The 23,970-nt window shown below is 35.1% G+C and carries 16 protein-coding genes; 6 read left to right on the plus strand and 10 right to left on the minus strand.

The window, feature by feature from the left end; genetic code table 11:
- The first annotated feature begins 381 nt into the window (after positions 1-381).
- From AABK36_RS12675 to AABK36_RS12695, 5 genes are all read left to right on the plus strand, one after another.
- Positions 382-2,412 carry a transketolase family protein gene (locus tag AABK36_RS12675; protein ID WP_309938549.1) on the plus strand — a complete coding sequence of 677 codons (2,031 nt, stop codon included), beginning with the start codon at positions 382-384 and terminating at the stop codon, positions 2,410-2,412.
- 266 nt (positions 2,413-2,678) lie between these two features.
- A complete protein-coding gene (locus AABK36_RS12680; protein WP_309938548.1) occupies positions 2,679-7,055 on the plus strand; it encodes a PAS domain S-box protein in 4,377 nt (1,458 codons plus the stop codon).
- Between the two features lie 4 nt (positions 7,056-7,059).
- Positions 7,060-7,437 carry a response regulator gene (locus tag AABK36_RS12685; protein ID WP_309938546.1) on the plus strand — a complete coding sequence of 126 codons (378 nt, stop codon included), beginning with the start codon at positions 7,060-7,062 and terminating at the stop codon, positions 7,435-7,437.
- Positions 7,438-7,797: 360 nt separating this feature from the next.
- Positions 7,798-8,559: an MBL fold metallo-hydrolase gene (locus tag AABK36_RS12690; RefSeq protein WP_309938544.1), complete on the plus strand. Its 762-nt coding sequence runs from the start codon at positions 7,798-7,800 to the stop codon at positions 8,557-8,559.
- Between the two features lie 144 nt (positions 8,560-8,703).
- Positions 8,704-10,116 carry an NFACT RNA binding domain-containing protein gene (locus AABK36_RS12695; RefSeq protein ID WP_309938543.1) on the plus strand — a complete coding sequence of 471 codons (1,413 nt, stop codon included), beginning with the start codon at positions 8,704-8,706 and terminating at the stop codon, positions 10,114-10,116.
- Positions 10,117-10,173: 57 nt separating this feature from the next.
- Here AABK36_RS12695 and AABK36_RS12700 read toward each other — a convergent pair whose 3' ends face one another.
- From AABK36_RS12700 to AABK36_RS12745, 10 genes are all read right to left on the minus strand, one after another.
- Positions 10,174-10,602, minus strand: coding sequence for a hypothetical protein (locus AABK36_RS12700; RefSeq protein ID WP_309938542.1), 429 nt, complete (start codon positions 10,600-10,602; stop codon positions 10,174-10,176).
- 13 nt (positions 10,603-10,615) lie between these two features.
- A complete protein-coding gene (locus tag AABK36_RS12705) occupies positions 10,616-11,524 on the minus strand; it encodes a hypothetical protein (protein WP_309938541.1) in 909 nt (302 codons plus the stop codon).
- A gap of 91 nt (positions 11,525-11,615) precedes the next feature.
- Entirely contained in the window at positions 11,616-14,705 is a 3,090-nt protein-coding gene (locus AABK36_RS12710) for an ATP-binding cassette domain-containing protein (protein WP_309938540.1), read from the minus strand.
- Positions 14,706-14,835: 130 nt separating this feature from the next.
- Entirely contained in the window at positions 14,836-15,198 is a 363-nt protein-coding gene (locus tag AABK36_RS12715) for a DUF1987 domain-containing protein (RefSeq protein ID WP_309938539.1), read from the minus strand.
- A gap of 16 nt (positions 15,199-15,214) precedes the next feature.
- The gene (locus AABK36_RS12720; protein ID WP_309938538.1) at positions 15,215-15,760 is read right to left on the minus strand and encodes a SiaB family protein kinase; all 546 of its coding nucleotides are present in this window, start codon (positions 15,758-15,760) and stop codon (positions 15,215-15,217) included.
- 165 nt (positions 15,761-15,925) lie between these two features.
- Positions 15,926-19,363, minus strand: a complete 3,438-nt coding sequence (locus AABK36_RS12725; RefSeq protein ID WP_309938537.1) for a PAS domain S-box protein — start codon at positions 19,361-19,363, stop codon at positions 15,926-15,928.
- Positions 19,364-19,476: 113 nt separating this feature from the next.
- Positions 19,477-20,295 (minus strand): GAF domain-containing protein, encoded by an 819-nt coding sequence (locus AABK36_RS12730; protein ID WP_309938536.1) that lies wholly within the window; start codon positions 20,293-20,295, stop codon positions 19,477-19,479.
- Between the two features lie 6 nt (positions 20,296-20,301).
- Positions 20,302-20,910 carry a chemotaxis protein CheB gene (locus tag AABK36_RS12735; protein WP_309938535.1) on the minus strand — a complete coding sequence of 203 codons (609 nt, stop codon included), beginning with the start codon at positions 20,908-20,910 and terminating at the stop codon, positions 20,302-20,304.
- A gap of 15 nt (positions 20,911-20,925) precedes the next feature.
- Positions 20,926-21,753, minus strand: coding sequence for a CheR family methyltransferase (locus tag AABK36_RS12740; protein ID WP_309938534.1), 828 nt, complete (start codon positions 21,751-21,753; stop codon positions 20,926-20,928).
- 222 nt (positions 21,754-21,975) lie between these two features.
- On the minus strand, positions 21,976-22,461 hold the full coding sequence (locus AABK36_RS12745) for a cytidine deaminase (protein ID WP_309938533.1): 486 nt from the start codon (positions 22,459-22,461) through the stop codon (positions 21,976-21,978).
- Positions 22,462-22,599: 138 nt separating this feature from the next.
- Between AABK36_RS12745 and AABK36_RS12750 the strand changes: the two genes are divergently transcribed.
- Positions 22,600-23,934: a saccharopine dehydrogenase family protein gene (locus tag AABK36_RS12750; RefSeq protein WP_309938532.1), complete on the plus strand. Its 1,335-nt coding sequence runs from the start codon at positions 22,600-22,602 to the stop codon at positions 23,932-23,934.
- Positions 23,935-23,970: the final 36 nt, after the last annotated feature.

Raw genomic sequence — 23,970 nt, forward strand, 5'->3', positions numbered from 1 at the left:
TAATCGCTATTCAAGCATCTCGTTCTAACCTCAGAATTTAGAATAATACTTTATAACCTTAATATCCCAAACGAAGGCAGTCTTAATTTTTGTATATTAATTCATATAATTAATCTCTACATCTTAGCAGAAAATGCTTTTTTTAAACTCAATAAGTTTTAGGTCTTTTGCAAAATCCCCATCGAAGGTTAATTATAGTCTTTGTCTTCGATTCGCAAATACTAATAAATCAATTTTAGTCATCAATAGTCATAATCATAGATTTCAATCCCTTTTTCTCAAAATCTTTTTGACTAATTATGGCTAAAGCATCAATGTTTTTTACTGATAATGTTATATTTGCTATATCTATTAAAAAACAAAAAGTAATACGAATAAATAATGGACAACTCGGTAATCAATAAAGCGGCGGACAATATCCGTATTCTTTCTGCCGCGATGGTAGAAAAAGCCAAATCTGGACATCCAGGTGGAGCAATGGGAGGAGCTGATTTCGTTAACATCTTGTATACGGAATTCTTAAACTATGACCCAAAAGATCCTAAATGGATTAACAGAGACCGTTTCTTCTTAGATCCGGGACATATGTCTCCAATGCTTTACTCTGTATTGCACTTGGCTGGCTATTATACTACCGAAGATTTAAAAAATTTCCGCCAATGGGGAAGCCCTACACCAGGTCACCCTGAAGTGGATTTCGACCGAGGTGTTGAGAACACGTCTGGTCCTCTTGGTCAAGGACATGCGATGGCAGTTGGTGCTGCGATTTCAGAAAGATTCCTTGCTGCTAGATTTGGAGAATGGACTGCTCATAAAACGTATGCATTCATTTCTGATGGTGGTATCCAAGAAGAAATTGCTCAAGGAGCCGGACGTATTGCAGGTCACTTAGGATTGAACAACCTTATCATGTTCTATGATTCTAATGACATTCAGCTTTCTACTGAAGTAGACGAAGTAACTGGCGAAGATACTGCAGCTAAATACAGAGCTTGGAACTGGAATGTAATTGAGATCGACGGTAACGATGCTGATCAAATCAGACAAGCTCTAAATGATGCTAATGCTGAAGCTGACAGACCTACTCTTATCATTGGTAAGACAATCATGGGTAAAGGCGCGGTGACAGAAACTGGCGACAGCTTCGAAAGAAAAGTATCTACTCACGGTCAGCCATTGACTGGTGCAGGAGCATCATTTGCTAAAACTATCGAGAACTTGGGCGGTAACGCTGAAGAGCCATTCACAGTATTCCCTGAAGTAACTGATCTTTATGCGAAAAGAGCTGAAGAATTAGCTAAAATCGCTGCTGACAGAAAAGCTGAACAAGCGACTTGGGCTGCTGAAAACCCGGAATTAGCTGCTAAGCTTGAAAAATTCTACTCTGGCGAAGCTCCTGAAGTAGATTATGATGCAATCGCACAAAAAGAAGGTGTTGCAACAAGAGCGGCTTCTGCTACAGTACTTGCTACTTTGGCTGAAAATGTAGAGAACATGATCGTTTCTTCTGCAGACCTTTGCAACTCTGATAAAACCGATGCTTTCCTTAAGAAAACTACCGTTCTTCAAAAAGGAGATTTCTCAGGTGCTTTCTTGCAAGCTGGAGTATGCGAATTAACAATGGCTGCTATTGCTAATGGTATTGCTCTTCACGGTGGTGTTATCGCTGCAGTTGGTACTTTCTTCGTATTCTCTGATTACATGAAGCCTGCTGTAAGACTTTCTGCTCTTATGGAAGTTCCTGTAAAATACATCTGGACACACGACGCATTTAGAGTTGGAGAAGACGGACCTACTCACCAGCCGATCGAGCAAGAAGCTCAAATCAGATTGATGGAAAAAATCAAAAATCATTCTGGTGAGCAAAGTTTGTTAGCTCTTCGTCCTGCTGATGCTGATGAAACTACAATCGCGTGGAAATTGGCTATGGAGAACACAAATACTCCTACAGCTTTGATTCTTTCTAGACAAAACATCAAATCTCTTCCTGCTCAAGCTAGCAGATATGAGGAAGCTAAAGCTGCTGACAAAGGTGCTTACATCGTAGAGTCTGTAGAAGGGACTCCTGATGTTGTATTCTTAGCTAGTGGTTCTGAAGTAGCAACGCTTGTTGCTGGCGCTGAAAAATTAAGAGCTGAAAAAGGTCTTAAGATTCAAGTTGTTTCTGTTCCTTCTGAAGGATTATTCAGACAGCAAGACAAAGCTTATCAACAAGAAGTTATCCCTGCTGGAGTGCCTAAATTAGGTCTTACAGCTGGTCTTCCTGTGAACCTTGAAGGTTTGGTTGGGCATGAAGGTATTGTGATCGGTCTAGATCACTTTGGCTACTCTGCTCCTGCTGGAGTTCTTGATGAGAAATTCGGTTATACTGCTGAGAACGTTTATAATAAAACAATTGAATTATTAGGTTAATATAAACCGGACATAGTTAAAATATGTTCTAAAAATAAATTGAATAACAGCATGATTAGCTCTGCTGTTATTTTTTTTGTTCATAAAGTTTTAGATAATCATCAATGCTTTATTTTTTTAAGAATTCCACACTCTTTTTCTTTGCAAATCCAATGATCCCTCCACTATTTACAGAATAATACAGCAATGTCATCGTTATTTACATGCTTTTAGTATATTGAATAAAATACGCTTTAAGCGAATAACATGAACATAATCTACAACTAATGGATACACCTAATACTTTTCATAACTCCAACTTAAAGATCATTAATGACATCAAGCATTATCAAGACTCTTTAAGACAAGCTCAAAAATCTTTGATAAAAGAGTTGGGAAAAGATGATCAAATGACCATTGTAGTCGATTCCAATTTTGATTTGATAGCATCTTCTGACAAACTGAATGAACTAATCAACAAAAGCCAAAATACATCGATTAAATCAGAAGAGACAATAAATAACATTATCTCCCAAGCTAAGCTTTCTTTTAACACTGAGAGTGAAACGAACGCAAGCTTTGAGATTCAAGAAAAAAGCTTGCCCTCAATTCACTTCGCAATAGAATCTCACGAATTAGACACTAGCTTATTTCACTCCATAAATCTTATTTCTCTAGAGAACAACAATACAGAAGCTTCTTCCTTCAAAACCGAAGATATCATAAAAGAGATTGACGAATCTCCAGTTTTGTTGCGGCACACTAATAGGAAAAAAGAATTTATTTACTATGATAATAAATGGGAATTATTTTTAGGAAAGAATGAAGAAATCCACCAAAGCTGGAAAGATGCTATCCATCCTGACGATTTTGACAAAGTGCTTAAGCGTATAAAATTAGGCCTTGAAAATAAACAAGCCTTCGATATCGCTTATAGAATTAGAAATGCTTCTGGAGAATTCAAATGGTTTCTTGAGACGGGTATTCCAAAAATCACAGCTGGTGGCCATGAATACTTTGTTTGCGCATCCATTGATATTACAAAAAGAAAAGAACTTGAAGAAAGCCGTAATTTTCAAAATTCAGAACTTATGGCTGAATCAAAAATCAATCATTTTCTCAATTCGTCAAGCCTTATATCCATATCAATTAACAAAGACGGGAATATACTGCATGCCAATGATCTTTTATTAAAATTAACTGGTTTTGCAGCTGATGAACTGAGTAACAAATCCTTTATTGAAACTCTAATTCCTTCAAGCAAGCGGGAAAACTCCTACATAGTCTTTCAAAATATCAAAGATAAAAAAGACATTCAGTCGTTAGGAAAGACTGAGCTAGTTACCAAAAAAGGGAAAGTTATTACTATTAACTTTAATATAATCCCTTATTATGATAAAAACAAAGAGCTCTCCAACATTACCATACTTGGTGAAAATGTCACAAGCTCGCAAAAAGCTCAGATTGAGTTAAAACAGACCAATCAAAAACTTGCCGACTTCTTCGACAATGCCAGCGACTTGATACAAATCATGAATTCAAATAATGAAATCATTCAAGTCAATAATGTGTGGCTCAAAACTCTAGGCTACAGCCGTGAAGAAAGCGTCAATTTAAGGTTTGAAGATATCATTCACCCGGATGCTCTTGCTGAAACCAAACTCATCCTTAAGAATCTTGACCATCATCCAAATAAAAAGTTTGAAACGAGCTTCATTTCGAAGCAGGGTAAAAAGATTCATGTTTTAGGAAGTTTGAATACTGGATTTCTCAATGGAAAGATCATAGAATACAGAGGAATTTTTCACGATATCACCAATAGACTCAGAGCTGAAAAATCACTCAAACTCTACTATAGTGTCGCCAACTTGGCTAATCAAAGCAATGACCTAAAATCTCTTTTCAAGAATATTCACAAGGAAATCGCTAAGATAATTCCAGCGAGAAACTTCTATATCAAATTAGATAGAAAATACTTTGACGACAAGGAACTCTCTTATATCAAAGATGAAAATCTTGAAAAAAACAATAGAAGTATCGATGAACTTCTAACGACAAAACTCACTGAGCATGTCATTAACAACAATCAAGCGCTAATACTCAATGATAAGGAAATCACATCTGTACAAGTAAAGTCAAACTGGCAGAGCAGTGATGAAAAAATAAAAATTTGGCTGGGTGTGCCTCTTCGACTCCATGGAAAAATCATAGGTGCGATCGCATTGTATTGCTATGAAAGTGTAATTACATACAATCACAAAGATTTAGAGCTGTTGAATTTCATTTGTGGTCAATTAGCGACTTCTATTGAAAAAAAGCGCAAAGAAAACACTATCAAAACCCAGCTTGCTCGACAAAACGCAATTTTTGAAAGTGGCACTCACCACATATGGTCTATCAATCGCAATTATGCTTATACGTCTTTCAATACAGCTTTTGAAAATGAACTTAAAGGCTATCTAGAGCCAAATATTGAAAAAAATGGTTATGTTATAAATCCCAATCTCAAAAATGAAAACAGGCCATTTGATTTTTGGAAAGAAAAGTACGACTCGATTTTCCAATCTGGAGAAAGCTTGAATTTTGAGCATCAATATGTAGCGCCCAATGGCCAAGAAATTTGCCGAGAAGTGTTTTTAAACCCAATTTATTACGAAGATGGAGTTGTAAAAGAAATTTCAGGCTTTGCCCATGATATTACTGAAGAAAAGCAGGCAATCATAAACCTGAAAAAAAGTGAAGAAAAATTCAGAAACATATTCGAATCTTTTCAAGATCTATATTTCCGTTGCAAGCTAAATGGAGAACTTACCATGGTAAGCCCTTCTGTAATGGAACTTATTGGCTATAGCGAACAACATATCCTTGGCAATAACATTACTGATTACTATCTATACAATAAAAAGACTAAAGGCCTAATACGTAAATTAATCTCTAACAAAAATGTCAGAGATTTTGAAGCTCAATTAATCACCAAAACGGGAGATATAATTCAATTCATTTGCAACATCAGAATCATACATGATGAATACGGCAGACCATATGAAATAGAAGGTATCGCAAGAGATGTGTCGGAACTAAAGAAAAGCAATGCTGAATTGCAAAAGGCTAAGAACTTCGCTGAAAAGTCTCTTAAAGTCAAAGAAGAATTTCTAGCCAACATGAGTCATGAGATCAGGACGCCAATGAATGGTATCATCGGAATGATAGACTTAATCGCTGACACAACGTTAGACGAAGAGCAAACGAGCTATGTATCAACGATAAAAAAATCGTCTGAAACATTATTGACTATTCTCAATGACATCCTTGACCTTTCCAAAATAGAAGCTGGTAAAATGCAACTGTACAAAACTCCAGTATCTATTAATAATGTACTTGATAAACTTTACTCTCTGTATGCTCAACAAGCGATAGATAAATCCATTGATTTTTACTATCAAATTTCCCCGGAAGTGCCTGTGGGAATGATCATTGATGAAACAAGATTTCTTCAAGTATTATCAAACCTAACTTCCAACGCACTGAAATTTACTCCTGAAGGTGGAAGCATTCATATCTTTATTAATGAGGAAAAAAGAGAGAATGATAACATTACTTTAAAAATTGAAGTTAAGGATTCAGGAATTGGTATTTCCAAGGAAAGTCTTGAAAAGATATTCAAGAATTTCACTCAAGCTGATGTATCTACAAGTAAATCTTATGGTGGTGTTGGTCTTGGATTAGCGATTTCAAAACAACTATGTTCGCTGATGGATGGAAAAATAGGCGTAAATTCGACATTAGGTAAAGGAAGTAACTTTTGGTTCACCATTCAAGCCAAAGAAACAAAATTGGACGAAAAGAAATTGTCAGAAACTAATCAAATCAATCCTAAAATCAACGAGTTTCTCGATGAAGAGATAACTCCGAACATACTATTGGTGGATGACAATCAAATCAACCGAACTGTTTCCAGTCAGATACTAGCTAAAGCCGGTTGCGAGGTTGACTTGGCTTCAAGCGGTCAAATGGCAATCGAAAAAGCTGAAAGCCACGAATATGACATCATATTCATGGACATTCAAATGCCTGGCATGGATGGCATAGAAGCAACGCAAAAAATCAAGTCCTTGGATAAAGATAGCTTGCCTCCTATTGTCGCAATGACGGCTTACGCTATGAAGGAAGACAAAGAGCGCTTTCTTAATAGTGGGTTTGACGATTATATCCCAAAACCTATAAAAGCTAAAGATTTATTGCATAAAGTTAGCGAACTATCCAGCTTAAAAAATGTTGATAAATCAAGAAAAGATTCTGACGATAAACAACAGGAAAAGGAAGAAATCATCTCCATGGCAGTCATTGAATCCTTGAAAAAGTATGCTGATGATGAAAGTTTATACAATATTTATAAGGACTTTGATTTAGAGGCTAATGAGCAAATTGAAAATTGCAAATTTTCGATAAAATCAGAAGATTACAAAAATATTTTAAGTAACTTGCATACATTAAAAGGCAATTCTGGCACACTAGGAGTCAACAAAGTATCAGAATTAACTATAAAAATTGAATCAGATGTCAAAAAGGGAGATGTTGACAATTTCGAGAGTGATATGAGCGAATTGGAATCCCTTTACATGGAATTCAAGAATAATTATAAACAAATAATATTAAATAAATAAGAAGATGGCAGCTAAAAGGGTATTAATAGCAGAAGATAGCTCAGTAATTCAAAACTTGACGCGAAAAATTCTTATCATCCAAAATTTCGAAATCGACGCAGTTAAAGACGGCGAAAAAGTTCTTTCCAAGTTGGAAAAGAAAAAATACGATGTAATCATCATGGACATCAACATGCCTAAAATGGATGGTATGGAATGCGCAAGACAGATAAGAAGCAACAAAGATCCAGAAATAGCAAATTTGCCTATTATCGCAATCAGCGGAAACGCAAAGAATTACACTGAGGAAGATTTCAAAACAGTTGGATTCAATGACTATCTGCAAAAACCTTTGGATTTCGACTTTTTAGTTGATACTGTAAAAAAATACACTGATCAATAATAATCAAACCGGCTTAAGCCGGTTTTTTTATATCTCAACATTGACAAGATCCCTTACATTGATTAATTTGTTGAACTTTGTAATTCTAAAAGTGAAAATGCATGGTTCCAAACAAATCGAATCTTAGCAAACTTGAAAATATTTTATCAAAAGTTGGTTTCAAGATCAGATATGAAAAAGGTAATTTCAAATCTGGCTTTTGCCTGCTAAACAAAAATAAAATCGTTATTTTGAATAAATATATCTCTATTCCAAACCAATTCGAGATATTGAAAAACCTCTTTCAAAATAACAATATTTCAAAAGACAATCTGTCTGAAGAGGAAATACTTTTTTTAAAAAAGCTAAACTTGTAAGAGATTGAAAATAACTTTTCTTGGAACAGGAACTTCCCAAGGAGTGCCTGTAATTAACTGCAATTGTCCTGTTTGCAGTTCGTTAGACTTTAGAGATAATAGATTGCGAACCTCTGTTCATATAGAAATAGAAGACAAAAGCATTATCATCGATACAGGACCAGACTTCAGACAGCAAGTCCTGCGAGAAAACATCCATAATCTTGATGCAATCTTATTTACGCATCAACATAAAGATCATGTTGCTGGCTTAGACGATGTCAGAGGCTTCAACTTTAGTTTGAAGAAAAGCATCCCGATATTCGCCCGCAAGCAGGTACTTGACCAATTAGAAAAAGAGTTCCCTTATATTTTCAACCCTGGTTCATATAAAGGAGCTCCAAGAATTATTGTTAATGAAATTAAAAATGAGCTTTTTTCTTTCAGTGACATTAATATCATTCCTATTGAAGTCATGCACGCCACGCTTCCTACCTTCGGATTTAGAATAAATGATTTTGTCTATATTACTGATGCAAAAACGATTAGTGATGAGGAACTTGAAAAAACTAAAAATGCTGAGATATTAGTCGTAAATGGATTGCAATATGAAGAACATATTTCTCATTTCACTATTGACGAAGCATTAGAGTTCATTGAAAAAGCTAATCCCAAAAAAGCATACATAACCCATATAAGCCACCGACTAGGCATGCATAATATAATTGACAATAAGATGCCTGAAAATGTGTCTTTAGCTTACGATGGCCTTACATTAAGTATATAACTAGTGCACAATAATTACTACTTTCTTAAAAAAATAAGTGAAGAGCTTTCAGAAAGCTTAATCGATTATTCCTTAACAGCATGTTCTTGCCAAAACAAAGACGAAATTGTCTTTAGCTTTGCACTCGGAAAAAGTGAATTCTTTATGAAAGCATACCTCATGGGTGATTTCAGCTGTTTGTATTTTCCAAAAGATTTTCGCCCTGCAAAAAGAAATCGCATTGATCTTTTTCAAGAAATTATCAACAAAAAAGTCATTGGGATTAAGCAGTATTTGAATGAAAGATCTTTTTCAATAAACTTTGAGGATAATTTCAAGCTTCTGTTCAAAATGCATGGCAATCGATCCAATCTCATTCTATTCCATGATGGAAAGCTTACTGAAATTTTCAAATCCCACTTGCTCAGTGATCATGACATCAATATTGATGAATTAGACCGCAATCTAGATTTAACAAAAGAGAACTTCATAGAATCAGAAGGAAATCTAAAAAAAGTCTTTCCTACTTTTGGACTAAGAATTCGAAAAGAAATCGAAAGCCAAGGATTCAACACTGAAACTACATTAGAAGGCAAATGGAATATCGTATCTAAAACTCTTGATTATATTGAAAACCCGAAATACTACTTAGGTTTCGAAAATGGATTATACTATTTGACATTCTTTCCAGAGCAAAATAATAAACTCGTCCAAGGAACAGCTTTTGAAGCCATCAATGAGTTCTTCATTACATTCTCGAAAGATTACCACCTCAACCGTGAAAGAGCTGAGGCCACAAAATCAAACAACCAACAAGTAAAGAAAACCGAACAATACATAAAAAAGGCGGAGAAAAAAATCAATGAGCTTGTCAATGGGGTAAAATACAATGAAATCGCGGATGTGATAATGGCCAATCTGCATGCAATTCCTCAAAATAGCGACAAAGTTGAGCTTTATAATTTCTATTCCGACAGCAATATTTCTATCGCTCTAAAAAAGAATCATACTCCCCAGAAAAACGCAGAAATCTATTATAAAAAATCAAAGAATCAAAAGATTGAAATAGACAAACTTAATCAGAATCTGGATAAAAAGTTGGAAGAGTTAATAGAACTTAATATTTACTCCGATGAACTGAAAGCTTCTGACAACATCAAAGAATTAAGGAAGCTTATCAAAGCCCACCAACAAGTTAACACGAAAAAAAGCCAATCAGACTTATTGCCATATTTTAAATTTCATTTCAATAAGTTTGAAATTTGGGTCGGGAGAAACCCAAAAGCTAATGATTCTTTAACTCAAAAGCACGCTTACAAAGAAGACCTATGGCTTCATGCTAAGGATGTTCCTGGCTCTCATGTCATCATTAAGCATCAAGCTAACAAAGCCTTTCCTAAAGACGTAATAGAGCATGCGGCTCAAATTGCAGCTTATTACTCTAAAAGAAAAACAGATTCATTATGCCCTGTGACTTACACTCCTAAAAAGTATATCCGAAAACCAAAAGGTTTAGCGGCAGGGAAAGTTATAATTGACAAAGAAAACGTTATTTTAGTTCAACCTCAAAGGCCCTAATAATAAAAAAGCTCATTCGGATGAATGAGCTTTTTTATTATTAATTCACTATTTATATTATCGCTTAAAACCTATAACACTGCCTCCGCAATATGTAGGAGCATCCTTAAAAGTATATGCGATATAATAAATTCCTGTAGCGTTACAAGGAAACTTAATATTTGAATAGAACTTTCCATTAAAATAATTAGTCCCTACTAATTGCCTTTTGGAATTGTAAAGATTCACAACTATCCCCTCTTCTCCATCATCATTGCACACATTCAAGAAGTATTCTGTTCCTTTAGTGAATACATAAGATGTTTCTACTTTATCTTTTGTTCCTCCCTTGCCGTCTACATCTATCTTTTTAACAAAAGTAAAATCTGTATTCATCTTGCCAAGACAATCTTCCGAATATCTATCAGTATCGCATTGAGCAGCCACATCGCTTGGCATAGCCAATGCAACGATGAAAAAGAATAATATCCAAACTATATTTTTCATAATAATCAATTTCTTAAACGTCAATAAGCTTATTTCTTATTTGTTCGACAATCTTAGTTATGTCCTGAATCTGTTCTTGGCTAACTTTAACAATAGTCGTGCTATTGTCTTCTATCACAAGCTGCCCATCTCTTTCAACAAATTTTGGTTCCTGATAATCGTACTCAAAATCTACGCCTGAGTATGCATCGCTCAACAATTTCAAGTCTGTAGAAAGATCTGCAATATTAGGATCTGTGTTTTTATAATAATCCACAAGAAGAACAATATTGTCTAGAACGATTTTCTGCTCCCCGATTTTTTCTTTCAACTCTTCATTCGCGAGATTAGACGCGTAAACTTGATTCGTAACATGCAAAGCCTCTAGCCATCCTCCAGTTAAAATCAAAACACTCAAATTTGCTCTTCTGTTATCCTGAAGGTGTGAATTGATTTTGTTGAAATTTTTTGTAGTAATCAACAACAAGCTATCCAAGTTTTGACTATTCGTTGCCAGCCTTTTGATTGTTTTGAAATCAAAGAACTGCCCAATATTCAAGTCGTTCGACAAGCTTTTGATCGACGTTAAATAATCCAACGCATCTTGATTCTCATTATAAATGTTGGCATAACCTAGATCAGTACCAAATATACCTAAATTAATCGCCTTCTTAAAATTACTGTTGTATGACGTAACCTTATCAGAATTATTCAATATCTCATTGGTATATTTCGCCCCGGAATTCTTTATTAAAAAAGATATTTCCAAAGGAGTTGGCACTTGCTGGATAATATCTCCCACAACTTCCTCCGAAACCGTAGGTTGTTCCAATGTCATGCTATCAAGACTATTGATAAACGCTTGGTCATCATTATTCTTCTTCCCATCGTTTCCACAGCCGTAAAAAGCTAATATTGAAAAGAAAAGTGCAATCCGCTTCATATAACACATTGATTTTCTTAAAATTTAAATTTATATACTTAAAGAACTAAAAATACTAATTTTTGAGCAAAAATCCGACACTTAAGTGCTTTTACTTTTTATCCAACTTTGAAAAAAAATCTATCACTTTTTTTAATAATTCGAAATATAATGTCACGTACAAAAACAAAAACATCGACCAAATTACAAAGAGATTAAAGTAATAGGTATCCCACAACTTCCCAAGAAAATGCTTGTATGGCGCAAAAAAATGGGTTCTATAGTCCAATAGAGACTTATCCAACGTAGGCACATTGAATATTGGATCTATTTGTTGAAACAATTGACCTTCATATTCAATAATTCTATCTTTAACTGACAAATTTCTAAGCAAATCATTTAATGACTCATTAAAATGAGTATCCTTTAATTCACTTAAACTATAGCTAGGGTTCTTTTCAAAATAATGTATCAGCTTTTCTTTTTTAACTTCCTCCAATTTATACTTGTCTAGATAAAAGTTTCTCATTTCTTCCAAATAAGTATTAATCAACGCTACACTTTCCTTGGAGTAGCTCTCAAGATTAATTTTACTCATCAAAGCACCTTTATTAAATGAAGTCTTAAAATTCTCATTGCCTAGTTCTCTTTTTAACAAAGCAAACAACTCGACCAATCTCTCTTGATTTTTCTCCTTGTCTTCAGCCAATTCCTCAATATCAGAAACGACTCTTTTAAGCTCTTTGTAATAAAATGAAGCCTTAAAGTCCGCTTGCCTTGCCTCTTTTTCAAACTTAAAAAATGGTTTTTCGAAATCATTCGCCATATACTCCTTGACAGCAATTGCCTCATATGCCCAACGCGAAACCATAGCATCAGCTACTAAAGGCACTTTACCTTTATTGCTAATAACCTCATTCAACTTATCAAAACTAAAAAGCAATCCGCTCAATATCATCTGAGGAATGATCAACAATGGTATCAGGATATAAACTGTAATGGCAGAATTAAATGCTGAAGAAATATTCAATCCAATAACATTCGCAAAACACGACACTGAAAACAATATGAGCCAATGATAAAAATACATTCCTTTAACCTCAAGAATTGTATCTCCAACCAAAACAAATGCAAGCGTTTGAATTGCTGATAGACTAAATAATAAAGTCAACTTTGAGACTAAATAGCTATTCCAACTAAGATTAAGAAAAGCCTCTCTTTTCAATATTTTTCGATCGCGAATAATCTCCTCCGCACTTACTGTCAAGCCCATGAAAAATGCAACAATCACGCACATCATGATATAAACGGGAATATTTTCATTGAATCGATATATATATCCAGAGCTATCCGTATCGTTTTTATAACGAATAATAAAAGCCAGTATGGAAGCAAGCAATGGAGCTTGAAGCAAATTTATAAGCAAATATTGCTTATTGCTTAACTTCGCAAGCATATCCCTTTTTGCAAAGATCAACATCTGCTTCCACTTCGAAGGTTTATTCAGTGTAGAAACTGGCAACTCTTCTTCATCTTTCACCCAACTGATGGCAAAATTCTGTTTGAACTTATCATGCCATTGACTAGGGCTTATCTTTCGCTTATTCGTAAATTGGCCGAACTCATCCACAACTTTTCTTTCAACATTGTTGAAAATTTGCTCTGAATTCACATTCCCACATGTAATACACCTTGCAGCTGAGTTAGCGTCAACCTGTTTTGTCTCTACTCGGAAATATTCTACAGCCTCTATTGGATTGCCATAATAAATCATGTAACCTCCATTATCCATAATCACCATCTTGTCAAAGATCTTATAGATATCGGATGATGGCTGATGAATTACCACAAATACTAGCTTGCCTTTTTGCGACAATTCTTTCAGCAAATCCATTACATTTTCGGAATCTCGCGATGACAAGCCAGAGGTTGGCTCATCGACGAATAAAACAGATGGTTCTCGAATGAGTTCCAACGCAATATTCAAACGCTTTCTCTGCCCACCGCTAATTGTTTTATCAAATACGGAGCCTACTCGCAAATCTTTTCGTTGATCCAAGCCCAAACTATCCAATAAATTCAATACCTTCTCTTCGATCTGCTTTTCCGATAAATCAGAAAAACAAAGCTTGGCATTATAATACAGGTTTTCGTATACGGTCAACTCTTCAATAAGCAAGTCATCTTGGGAAACATACCCGATAACCCCATTCAAAAGTTCATTTTCAGACTCTTGATTTATATCAATTCCATTTATCGAAATAGTTCCAGTACTTGGCTTCTCAATACCTGAAAGCACATTAAGCAAAGTGGTTTTACCTGCACCGCTTCCTCCCATGATGCCAATCAACTTGCCAGGGCCTTCAGAAATATTGATATCCCGCAAGCCTACGCCTCCATTTTTAAACCTATAATTAACACCTTTGACATTAAAGGAAAGCGCTATATTATTCTGATTATTGAAAAAATGCCTGACAATCTCACTATAATAAAGAACTGTGCCATCAGCAATTTTCACAGCACTGCCATGAGTAAAGAAATGAATACTATTCCTCTTCAAAAAATTCCCATTCAGAGTAACATTTTCATCACCATCATATTGAACAAAATAAGTATCAACACTTGGCAAATGGACAAAACGAACCTCCCCTTTTATATGAGCATTAATAAAAGTTATATTTTCGGCATATTTATTTCTTGCTCCAACAACAAGCATATTTCTCGAAAGAAGATTGTCATTTTTCCTTCGAATAAAATTGTCAACAGCTTGATATTCCTCATCGGGAATATTAAATGATTCGGAAACCGTATTAATGATTTCCATTCTATTGTCCGTAAAATTATCATCCGCTGCAACAAGCTCAAAAAGCTTAACTAAAACAATCGTTTTTTGCTTTTGAGTAAGTGTCTTATTTATCTTGCGGCAAATCCCCAATGTCTTAACAGAATCATTTACAGGGGTAAGCCTTCTTTTTGCTGGCTTAGCTTCAACTTCACCGTCAGCCAATTGCCTTTTCTTGGCTCGTTTGTTCTCACCAATAAACTTATCATACAAGTCAATGTATTCTTGCTTGGAATCTTGATCGAGCTCTGATTCAAAAAATGAAATTACATAATCTCGTTCAGCCTCAGTTACTCCTCCGTCTTGTTTGGTAATAATTGCAAAAAGTTGTGTCAGTGCCTTCAGTATTTCTTCACTCATATATGACTCCTATGAATTTTTAACTCGACTTTACTATAAATTACTGAAATATAAAGAATTTTAGCATGATGAAAAAAAAAAGGGGCTAAAAGCCCCTTTCTTATTTATATAAATTTAATTTTTTCAAAAATCAATAAGAGTGAAACTCGAACGGCAACTCAACCAATTCTGAGAACTCTTCTCCTGCTTCCTCCATATCCTCATCATCCTCTTGAAAATACCACATAATCTGAGTTGAATCTATATTCTCTAAAGATGTCAGGATATCCAAAATAAGTTTAGATGACGCTGTGTTAAAGTATTCTAACTTGAACTCGAAAGAAGTGCTGGAATTTGGGCTCTTAGCATACTCCTTAATCCAGTCAATAACAGGCTGATAGAATTCAGCCGAATCCTCAGGCAAAGACCTACCAGATATTTCAAATATCCCATTATCCTTGTCCAACAAAATTTTTGGCGTATCTTCCGTACCTTCCAGATTGATAACTTCCATTATAATATTTTTTTAATTAAGATCTCGAAACGCTTGTTTTTAAAGAAAAGAATGAATAATCCTGATTAATCGGTTTGAAACTGAATTCAAGCTGATTGCCTGACTTTCTTGCCATGTCAACAAAGCCCAAACCAGCACCGCCTTTATCTGAGATCTCAGCATTTGTTATTATATCTCTATACAAAGATTTCAATCCATCCTTGTCTAAAGAATTTATTTTCTCCAAACGTTGCTGAATCGTAGCGACCTTCTCGTTTTTAACAGGATTACCAGATGTTATAATGTAATCAGTATCAGATTTACCAATCATGAAAATGGCAGAATGCAATGTCTTATTATCATCACTTTTCACATCATCACTGTGTTTAACAATGTTTTGCAAGCTCTCAACCATCACGTTAAATACTTTACGCTTGATGCTTGACTGCTCCCCGAAAGAATCCATATTCCGTTCAGCCATTGCCAAAACCGACTTGGTAACCTCTTGAGTAAATTCACCTTCATAAACCAGAATCAAATGTCTGGAAAGCATTGTCTTATGCAATTCAAAAATATACTCCATAGGTTTTATTTATTATTCCGCAACCTCAAAAGCTATTATAAAAAATTACTACAAATATAATTAACCCTACCCCTCGAACAATCTAAACACAATATAAGAAATAAAGTAGAATATACATATATCTAATAAAAAAAAAGCTCTAAGAAGATTACAATTTTTAATCCATTAAAATTTTATTCCTATTAATAACATATCATCTGTCTGCTTTTTGTCTCCTTTCCAGCCCATCCACTCTTCACTGAATTTGTCGTACTGGTTTCGCATTTCCAAATGACTATTATTTCTAATTAACTCTCTTAATCTTTTCACACCATACTTTCTATTTTCAAAACCACCGAACTGGTCTGTAAACCCATCTGAAAGCATGTAAACCGAATCTCCCGTTTTAATATCAAATTCGTTTGACGTAAAATCGGTCTGATTTCTGAACTTACCTCCGCCAATAGGAAATTTATTTCCTTTTATCTCAATCAACTCTCCTCCTGACATGATGAATAAAGTCCTATGAGCTCCAGCGTAATAAAGCTTGTTAGTGCGTTTATCAACTTTGCAAATAGAGATGTCCATTCCATCTTTCATTGAAGACAACTCTTGATCTTGTCTTAAAGTCTTTGTCACTTCTCTATCCAAAATATCAAGAATTTCACCTACATCCTTTGCCGCTCCGCTTCTAATAATATCATTAAGCAAAAAGTAACCTATTAATGATATCAATGCTCCAGGCACTCCATGCCCTGTACAATCCACGGCTGCGATATAAGCGTATTTTTCATCTTCAGCAAACCAAGGAAAGTCTCCGCTGACCACATCACGCGCTTTATACAAGATGAATGAATTTGGAAATACATTTTTCACCACATTATTATCTGGCAAAATAGCACCCTGAATTCTTCTGGCATAATTTATACTTTCCGTGATTTTTTTGTTTTTGCTCTTAATCTCAAGTTCAATCAACTTACGATCTGTCACATCATGAGAGACAAATAACACCGATTCCAACTCTCCATTATTATCCAACTCAGGAATAGCATTCACTTGCATTACCTTATCACCTATTTTTGAAGTGAAAGGAATCTCCTTGCTCTCTTTGACTAAACCATCCTTGACATTATTGAATAAATTTGCCCATTCAACATAAATGTTATTGGTAAACTCCTTGTCAAAAATATTTTTCCCTTGAAAATGGTCAGGAGCAAAACCTGTATATGTTTGAATAATCGGATTGATATAAAAGAAGTTCCCTTCGATATCCAAACGAACGATCAAATCAACTGAATTTTCAGATAAAGCCTGCATCTTTGACCTCATTCTCTCTTCTCTTTCAGCTCTCAGACTCTCTGTTATATCACGAGTGTTTATCACAATACCTTGAATAGCGGCATCCTTCAAAAAGTTGTTTGCTGTTGCCTCTAACCAAATCTCCTCTCCATTCTTTTTCTGATAAGGATACTGAATGGTAATTGGCTCAAGAGGATTATTAATCACCGAAACGAACAAGCTTTCCATCTCTTCTTTATTAGAGTCATTCAAGCCAATATTAAAACTTGTTCCAACAAGTTCATCAGCCTGATACCCCAAAATTCTCTCTACTGATGGAGAAATATATCTAACCGTTCCATCACTTTCAAATATGGTAATAATCTCTGAAGCATTTTCAAGCAACAACTGCATTCTAGTCTGCGCCCTATTTACTTCATCAACCTTTAGCTCCAATTGTTGATTTGATGACTGCAACTCCTTCTGAGTTGACTCCATCTCTTCAGCATTCATTCGCAAAATCTCTTGCTTTTCCTGCAATTCATTACTCATCTTTTGCGATTCCTCAAGCAATCTTACCGTACGGTAATTAACCTTCACGTTGAAAATAGTTCTTGCTATAATAATACTGATTTCATTGACAAACTTTACAACCTTGTCAGGAAATCTTTCAAAACCTGCAAATTCGAGAACTCCATACACCTTTTCATCAGTGATTAATGGCACAACTAAAAGGCACGAAGGCTTCACATCTCCTAATAACCCAGATGTGATTTTCACATAATCATCCGGGATTTCCGTTCTCAAAATCACATCTTGCTCAATCGCAGCTTGACCGATCAAGCCTTCTGCAAATTTATATCTGGCTTGAATGTATTTCTTCTTATTGTAAGCGTAACTAGACTTCATCTCAATGAAAATATCCTCTGGATTATCGTCATTGACAACATAAAACGCTCCTTGAATAGCACCTATTTGCTCAGTAACATATGCTACTATCGTATCTCCCAATTCTTCCAACGTATCACTCTGGCGCAATATATTGCTAACCTCTGTTACTCCAATAACAATCCAGTTTCTCTCCTTATCTCTAGATTCGCTATTCTTAATACTTGAACGCATCGTCATCAAAGAAGAACCTAAAGTATCCTTAGCACTTAATGGAGTATACTCAGCTTCATAATCTCCTTCTCCAATTTTATGCGCAAACTCAGCTGTCTGTTTCAATGACTCAACCACATCGCTTACAGCTGTCGCCATCTGCCCAATCTCATCATTTGATCTTTTTCGAACATTATTGACCAAAACCCCTTTGGACAACAACTGCAATGATTGATTCAAATTCAATAATGGAGATATAAGCATCTTGGAAAATATCAACGCTATCAAACCAGACAATAATAAAACTATTGCTCCACCTTTCACAAAATTTACAACCAGTTGATCAGTCTGATCTTTAATTTCAGCTTGATCAACTTTAGAAACTATTCCCCATCCAATTTCAGGAATATAATTCCAAGCTGTTAATACTTCCGTTCCTTTATAGTCTTGACCAAAGCCAGCACCATTTCCTCCTTGAGCGGCTTTCTGCAACGAACTCCCTCTAAACTCTCCCAAGTATATAGAACGAACCGTTCCTTTAGCCTTTTGAGGTTTGTTGACAAACTTAAGTTTTTCATTATCCAATACAGCAGCGACTGTCTCTCCTGACTCTCCCAAATTTGTATTATCGTTAAGAATCTTAAGCATTGGCTTCGCATCGGATTGCATGACAATAAAACCTGAAAATTTCCCATTCTGGTCAGCTATAGGACTTACAATATTGAAATAAGTATCTCCATTAAAATTATAAAGCGGAGAAAACTGCACTCTACTGATCGCATTTACTAAATCATTTCCTCCACTATCTTTATAGAAGCTATTTACCGTATTATCATCTTCACCGACAAAAGTCGTATAAAAAATCTTTCCTTTCTTATTCGTTACCCAAATCTCCGAAATACCTTGAGCTTTGCAAAAAGGTATCAATACTTGATCCAATACAGGTTCAATTTGATAACTCAAACTATCCGAGCCACTATTGCCAACCTTGTCAACCTTTTGCATTATTTGCTTCAAGACTGAATTTTGGCTAAGCTCTTTAGCTTTGTTCTCCTGCTCTGTGAAAAAATAAGATATTTCTTTTGTCTTCATATTATTCACACTCTTGAGGCTCTCAACATACCTTTCCTCGAGTGTATGAACTACGAATTTGAAGGCTATAAAGCTCACCACAGTAATGGACAAAAACACAAGTCCTAAAACCAATGCGGCAATCTTACTCCCTATTTTTATATTTTTAAACATTATCAAATAACTTTATTAAAAGTTTTGTGATCGAGATTATAATAATAACAAAATTTGACCTTAGTGAAAAACTATCTTGTAATTAACTGCAAAAATGCAGAAATCACTTTGTTTTAAACTTTTACGTCCAAAGAAATTTGTTCTGACAAAAATTCACAATACCAACTTATGATACTCTCATTTTTACCATTAATAGGCGCAAACGAAGCCAATTCAAGAACGCCAAGCAATACCCCATCCTTCATAATTGGCATAATTAATAGATAAGCCTTACTAGACTCCCCAAGACCCGAAAATACTTTAATATGCCCTTCTGGAATTTGCTCTATTTTTAATTTCTTTTTCTGTTTTGCAACTTGTCCCGCCAAGCTTTCTCCAAATTCAAACCTTAATATCCCAGACTCAGCCAAATTCAAGGCATATCCTGCAACCGATGAAATGTAGCGTTTATCTTCATCTTCTTCCTTAAGGTACAATACAGCTTGACAAGAGTCCACAGAAGAACACAATCTCCATAAAGACTTTTCATACTTCATAATCGTTCCTTCAGCATCTTGATAAGATTGTTCGATAGATTCAATAACGCCTTCAACAAAATTCTCAATAGACTCTTCAGAAGCCTTCCTAACATTCCTTGTTTGTCTGACTTTGAGATCTTTTGCCTTTAATTGATTGTTTTTTTCAACACTTCCCCCCTTTTGCAATAGAAAGAATACAAAACCTACCAAACCCAAGATTACAGTAGCAAACACAACAGAGTTGTATAGTTTATAATTACCATTATTAATGATCTCATCAGCTGACAAATCAAAATGAGGAGGCACCAATAACAACTTATTAGAAAAATCAAGTTGAAAATAAAGCAACACTCCGCTCGCAATAGCAAAAAGCATCAACAGCAAAAAGCCAAAAGTTTTTGCGTTCTTATCCATATCTGTCTATTTTTTATAGGAACTGTAAAGCAAATTTAAAAATCTAATGATCTCTTCAACGCTCAATATACAATCTATTTTTGACATTTTCATAGCCGAAAGCGGCATTGTGTTAATTGTGCAATCTTCAGGGTCCTGAACAATTGTCAATCCTCCTCTGTCATTCAACCTTTTCATGCCAAAAGCTCCATCTTTATTCGCTCCTGACAATAGAATTCCAATTACTTTGTGACGAAACACATAAGCAGCTGTTTCAAAAGTTACATCTATTGACGGTCTGGAATTATTAATCATATCTTCAGTTGACAAGGCAAACGAATTGCCCAGCTCAAAACTGAGATGATAATTAGCCGGAGCCAGATAAACCTTGCCTTTTACCAAAGACTCCTTATCCAAAGGTTCCACCACTCCTTTGACGCTCTTAATGGAAAGAGCTTCCACAAAGCCATTTCTTACATGCTTAAGCCTATGCAAGCACAATACGATTGGCAAAGGAAAATCTTCAGGAATGCTTGACAGAATTTTAGTAACCACTTGAAAACTTCCTGCCGAACCCCCGATAACAACAGCTTTGTAACTCGTATTAATTTTATCAGATATTATATTCGACCTCATTGAAAGTTATGAAAGTTACTCCCTAATTTTTTTAAAAATTTTCTCTTCATTATTCACTACTATGAATTTATTTGAGATATCACACCAGATTAAGGATTCTTTAGAACCTATTGCCAAGTAACCATACTTGAACAAACTCTTATGCAAACTCTTGATTACTTGGTTTTGCAGCGTTTGATTGAAATAAATCATAACATTACGACAAAGTACCAGATCAAACTTATTGAATTGATCTCCTTTAACTAAATCATGCGACTTAAACGTAACATTCCTTAGCAGGCTACTATTCATCTTTACTTCGTTATGACTTGCCAAAGTATAATATTCCTCCAATGTCCTCTCACCTTGAAACCTAATATAATTTTTGTTATTAAGCTCCATTTTTTTCTTGCTATAGATACCTTTTTTAGCTCTATCAAGAATCGCTTTATCTAGATCCGTGGCGTAAATTCTTACTTTGTCGAGCAAATTCATTTCTTCCAACAAGATCGCCATAGAAAATACTTCCTCTCCGGACGAACAGCCAGCATGCCAAATATTAATCGACTTATGATTGATAAGAATATTGGGGATTACATGCTCTCGAATAAACCTCCAAAAAGAGGGATCTCGGAACATCTCAGTAACATTGACAGTAATTTCAGATAGAAAAGTTTCGAAAAACACCTTATCTCCATCAACACGTTCTATCAATTGCTTTACCGACTCAAATCGATACAAGTCAATCACCCTCGTCACCCTTCTTCTGAAGGACGACATAGCATAATTGGTGAAATCCACATTGTACTTTTTGTGCACCAATTCAGCCAAGGCTTTTATATCTGATATTTCAATCTCCTGCATAAAATTTGGTATAGGGGGTTTTTAAAAAATGCGAACTAAAATTAATAAAGATTATGAAATAAATTACCCTATTTTAAAAAGTTTTAAGTCATTAGTGGCTATTATAGCCCCAAAAAATGTATTCAATTAAAGAATTTAATATAAAATCAATTCGACTTATCAAAAAATAACACAAAATTGAAGAGACCTTAGCCTCCTCAAAATGACATCAATAATAATAGATTACAAATTATCTTTTGTAAAAACCAATGGCAGCAAGGTTTTCACATTTGACAATTTCAATATCTTATTATTAGCTCCTTGAAAAAGAATTTCAATATTTTTTCCCTGCTTCCATTCATACTCGACCATGACTTGTCGACAACTACCACAAGGACTCACCTCCACAAATTCATTCTCGGAAAAACGCTTTGCAACGATCGCTACTTTTTTGATTTCAACATTCGGATATAAAGTCGATGCAGAAAAAAATGCTACTCTTTCCGCGCATAAACCAGACGGATAAGCCGCATTCTCTTGATTTGAACCGATAACAATCTCACCATTCGCCATCAAGACTGCCGCTCCAACACAAAACCGTGAATACGGAGAATAGGCTGATTCGGAAGCTCTTTTAGCACTTTCCCAAAGCACTTGATCCTCAGCGCTCAGCTCTTCTACACTATTGTATAGGTTATATTCTATTGTTTTTTCCACTTTGTTACCCATAATATCTAAAAAATCATTTAACAAATTACGAAACAGATAATATTTTATTATATTAAAGTACTAATCTACCAACATAGTCTCGCTTTTTGTTTTTTAAGCTTTTCGAGACCCTAATAGTTTTTAAATCCACAGTATATTATGAAAAATATTTTAATCATAGGCGCAGGAAGGTCCTCAAGCTCTTTAATCAAAGAGCTGTTATCTACTTCAATTGAACATGACTGGAAAGTCACTGTCGCAGACATCAATCTTCAACTCGCTCAAGAAAAGACACAAGACTACTCTACGGCAACAGCAGCTCAAGTTGACATTTCAAACGAAGATGAGTTATCCAAACTCATTAGCAATCATGATCTTGTAATATCAATGATACCTGCCAGATTTCATATTCTTATTGCTAAAATCTGCATTGAGCTCCAAAAGAATATGCTTTCAGCATCTTACGTCTCACCTGATATCGAGACTCTTAATGACTCAGCCATTAAAGCTGGAATAATCATATTAAAAGAATGCGGACTGGACCCGGGCATAGATCATATGTCAGCGATGAAAATCATTGATGACTTGAAAGCAAAAGGTTGTAAACTCACTGGATTCGAATCATTTACAGGAGGCTTATTAGCTGACAACTATGATGAAAACCCTTGGGAATACAAATTCACTTGGAACCCTCGAAATGTAGTCATAGCTGGTAATGGCGTTTGCAAATTTTTACAAGAAGGCAAATTCAAATACATTCCTTACCATAAACTCTTCTCAAGAACAGAATTAATACATATTCCGGATCACGGATATTTCGAAGGGTATGCGAACAGAGACTCTCTAGCATATCTTGATGTTTACAATCTTAGAGGAATAAAAACTATGTTTAGAGGCACTCTCAGAAGAAAAGGATTCAGCAAGGCTTGGAATGTTTTCGTCCAACTAGGCGCAACTGACGATTCTTTCGAGATGGAAAACGTTGAAGAAATGACCCACAGAGACTTTATCAATTCGTTTCTATATTACAATCCTAACGACTCGGTAGAGCTCAAGCTTGCTCACTATTTGAATCTTGAAATAGAATCTGATGAAATGTTTAAATTAAAATGGCTAGGGATATTTGATGAAGAACGTATAGGTTTAGATAAAGGAACTCCCGCTCAGATCCTAGAGCACATACTAAAGAAAAAGTGGACTTTAAAATCTGATGAAAAAGACATGATTGCCATGTGGCACAAATTCGATTATATCGAAAATGGCATTGCCAAGCAGATTCAATCACATATGGTTATCAATGGTGATGACCAAGTCAACACTGGGATGTCAAAAACAGTTGGTCTTCCACTAGCAATAGCCGCAAAAGAAATTTTATTAGGCAATATCAACTTAACGGGAGTTCATCGACCTATCCAAAAGAGTATTTACGACCGCATACTTCCAGAATTAGAAAATCATGGTATTAAATTCATCGAAAGAGAAATAGAGTTGTAACAAATAAATTTAAGCGTCAATTATCTCTTTGACGCT

The sequence above is a fragment of the Aureibacter tunicatorum genome (assembly GCF_036492635.1).
Lineage (GTDB): Bacteria > Bacteroidota > Bacteroidia > Cytophagales > Cyclobacteriaceae > Aureibacter > Aureibacter tunicatorum.

Bases quoted from the DNA above. Each gene is read 5' to 3' on its own strand.
- AABK36_RS12675 (WP_309938549.1), top strand. From the start codon at position 382: ATGGACAACTCGGTAATCAATAAAGCGGCGGACAATATCCGTATTCTT.
- AABK36_RS12680 (WP_309938548.1), top strand. From the start codon at position 2,679: ATGGATACACCTAATACTTTTCATAACTCCAACTTAAAGATCATTAAT.
- AABK36_RS12685 (WP_309938546.1), top strand. From the start codon at position 7,060: ATGGCAGCTAAAAGGGTATTAATAGCAGAAGATAGCTCAGTAATTCAA.
- AABK36_RS12695 (WP_309938543.1), top strand. From the start codon at position 8,704: ATGAAAGCATACCTCATGGGTGATTTCAGCTGTTTGTATTTTCCAAAA.
- AABK36_RS12700 (WP_309938542.1), bottom strand. From the start codon at position 10,602: ATGAAAAATATAGTTTGGATATTATTCTTTTTCATCGTTGCATTGGCT.
- AABK36_RS12705 (WP_309938541.1), bottom strand. From the start codon at position 11,524: ATGAAGCGGATTGCACTTTTCTTTTCAATATTAGCTTTTTACGGCTGT.
- AABK36_RS12710 (WP_309938540.1), bottom strand. From the start codon at position 14,705: ATGAGTGAAGAAATACTGAAGGCACTGACACAACTTTTTGCAATTATT.
- AABK36_RS12715 (WP_309938539.1), bottom strand. From the start codon at position 15,198: ATGGAAGTTATCAATCTGGAAGGTACGGAAGATACGCCAAAAATTTTG.
- AABK36_RS12720 (WP_309938538.1), bottom strand. From the start codon at position 15,760: ATGGAGTATATTTTTGAATTGCATAAGACAATGCTTTCCAGACATTTG.
- AABK36_RS12725 (WP_309938537.1), bottom strand. From the start codon at position 19,363: ATGTTTAAAAATATAAAAATAGGGAGTAAGATTGCCGCATTGGTTTTA.
- AABK36_RS12730 (WP_309938536.1), bottom strand. From the start codon at position 20,295: ATGGATAAGAACGCAAAAACTTTTGGCTTTTTGCTGTTGATGCTTTTT.
- AABK36_RS12735 (WP_309938535.1), bottom strand. From the start codon at position 20,910: ATGAGGTCGAATATAATATCTGATAAAATTAATACGAGTTACAAAGCT.
- AABK36_RS12740 (WP_309938534.1), bottom strand. From the start codon at position 21,753: ATGCAGGAGATTGAAATATCAGATATAAAAGCCTTGGCTGAATTGGTG.
- AABK36_RS12745 (WP_309938533.1), bottom strand. From the start codon at position 22,461: ATGGGTAACAAAGTGGAAAAAACAATAGAATATAACCTATACAATAGT.
- AABK36_RS12750 (WP_309938532.1), top strand. From the start codon at position 22,600: ATGAAAAATATTTTAATCATAGGCGCAGGAAGGTCCTCAAGCTCTTTA.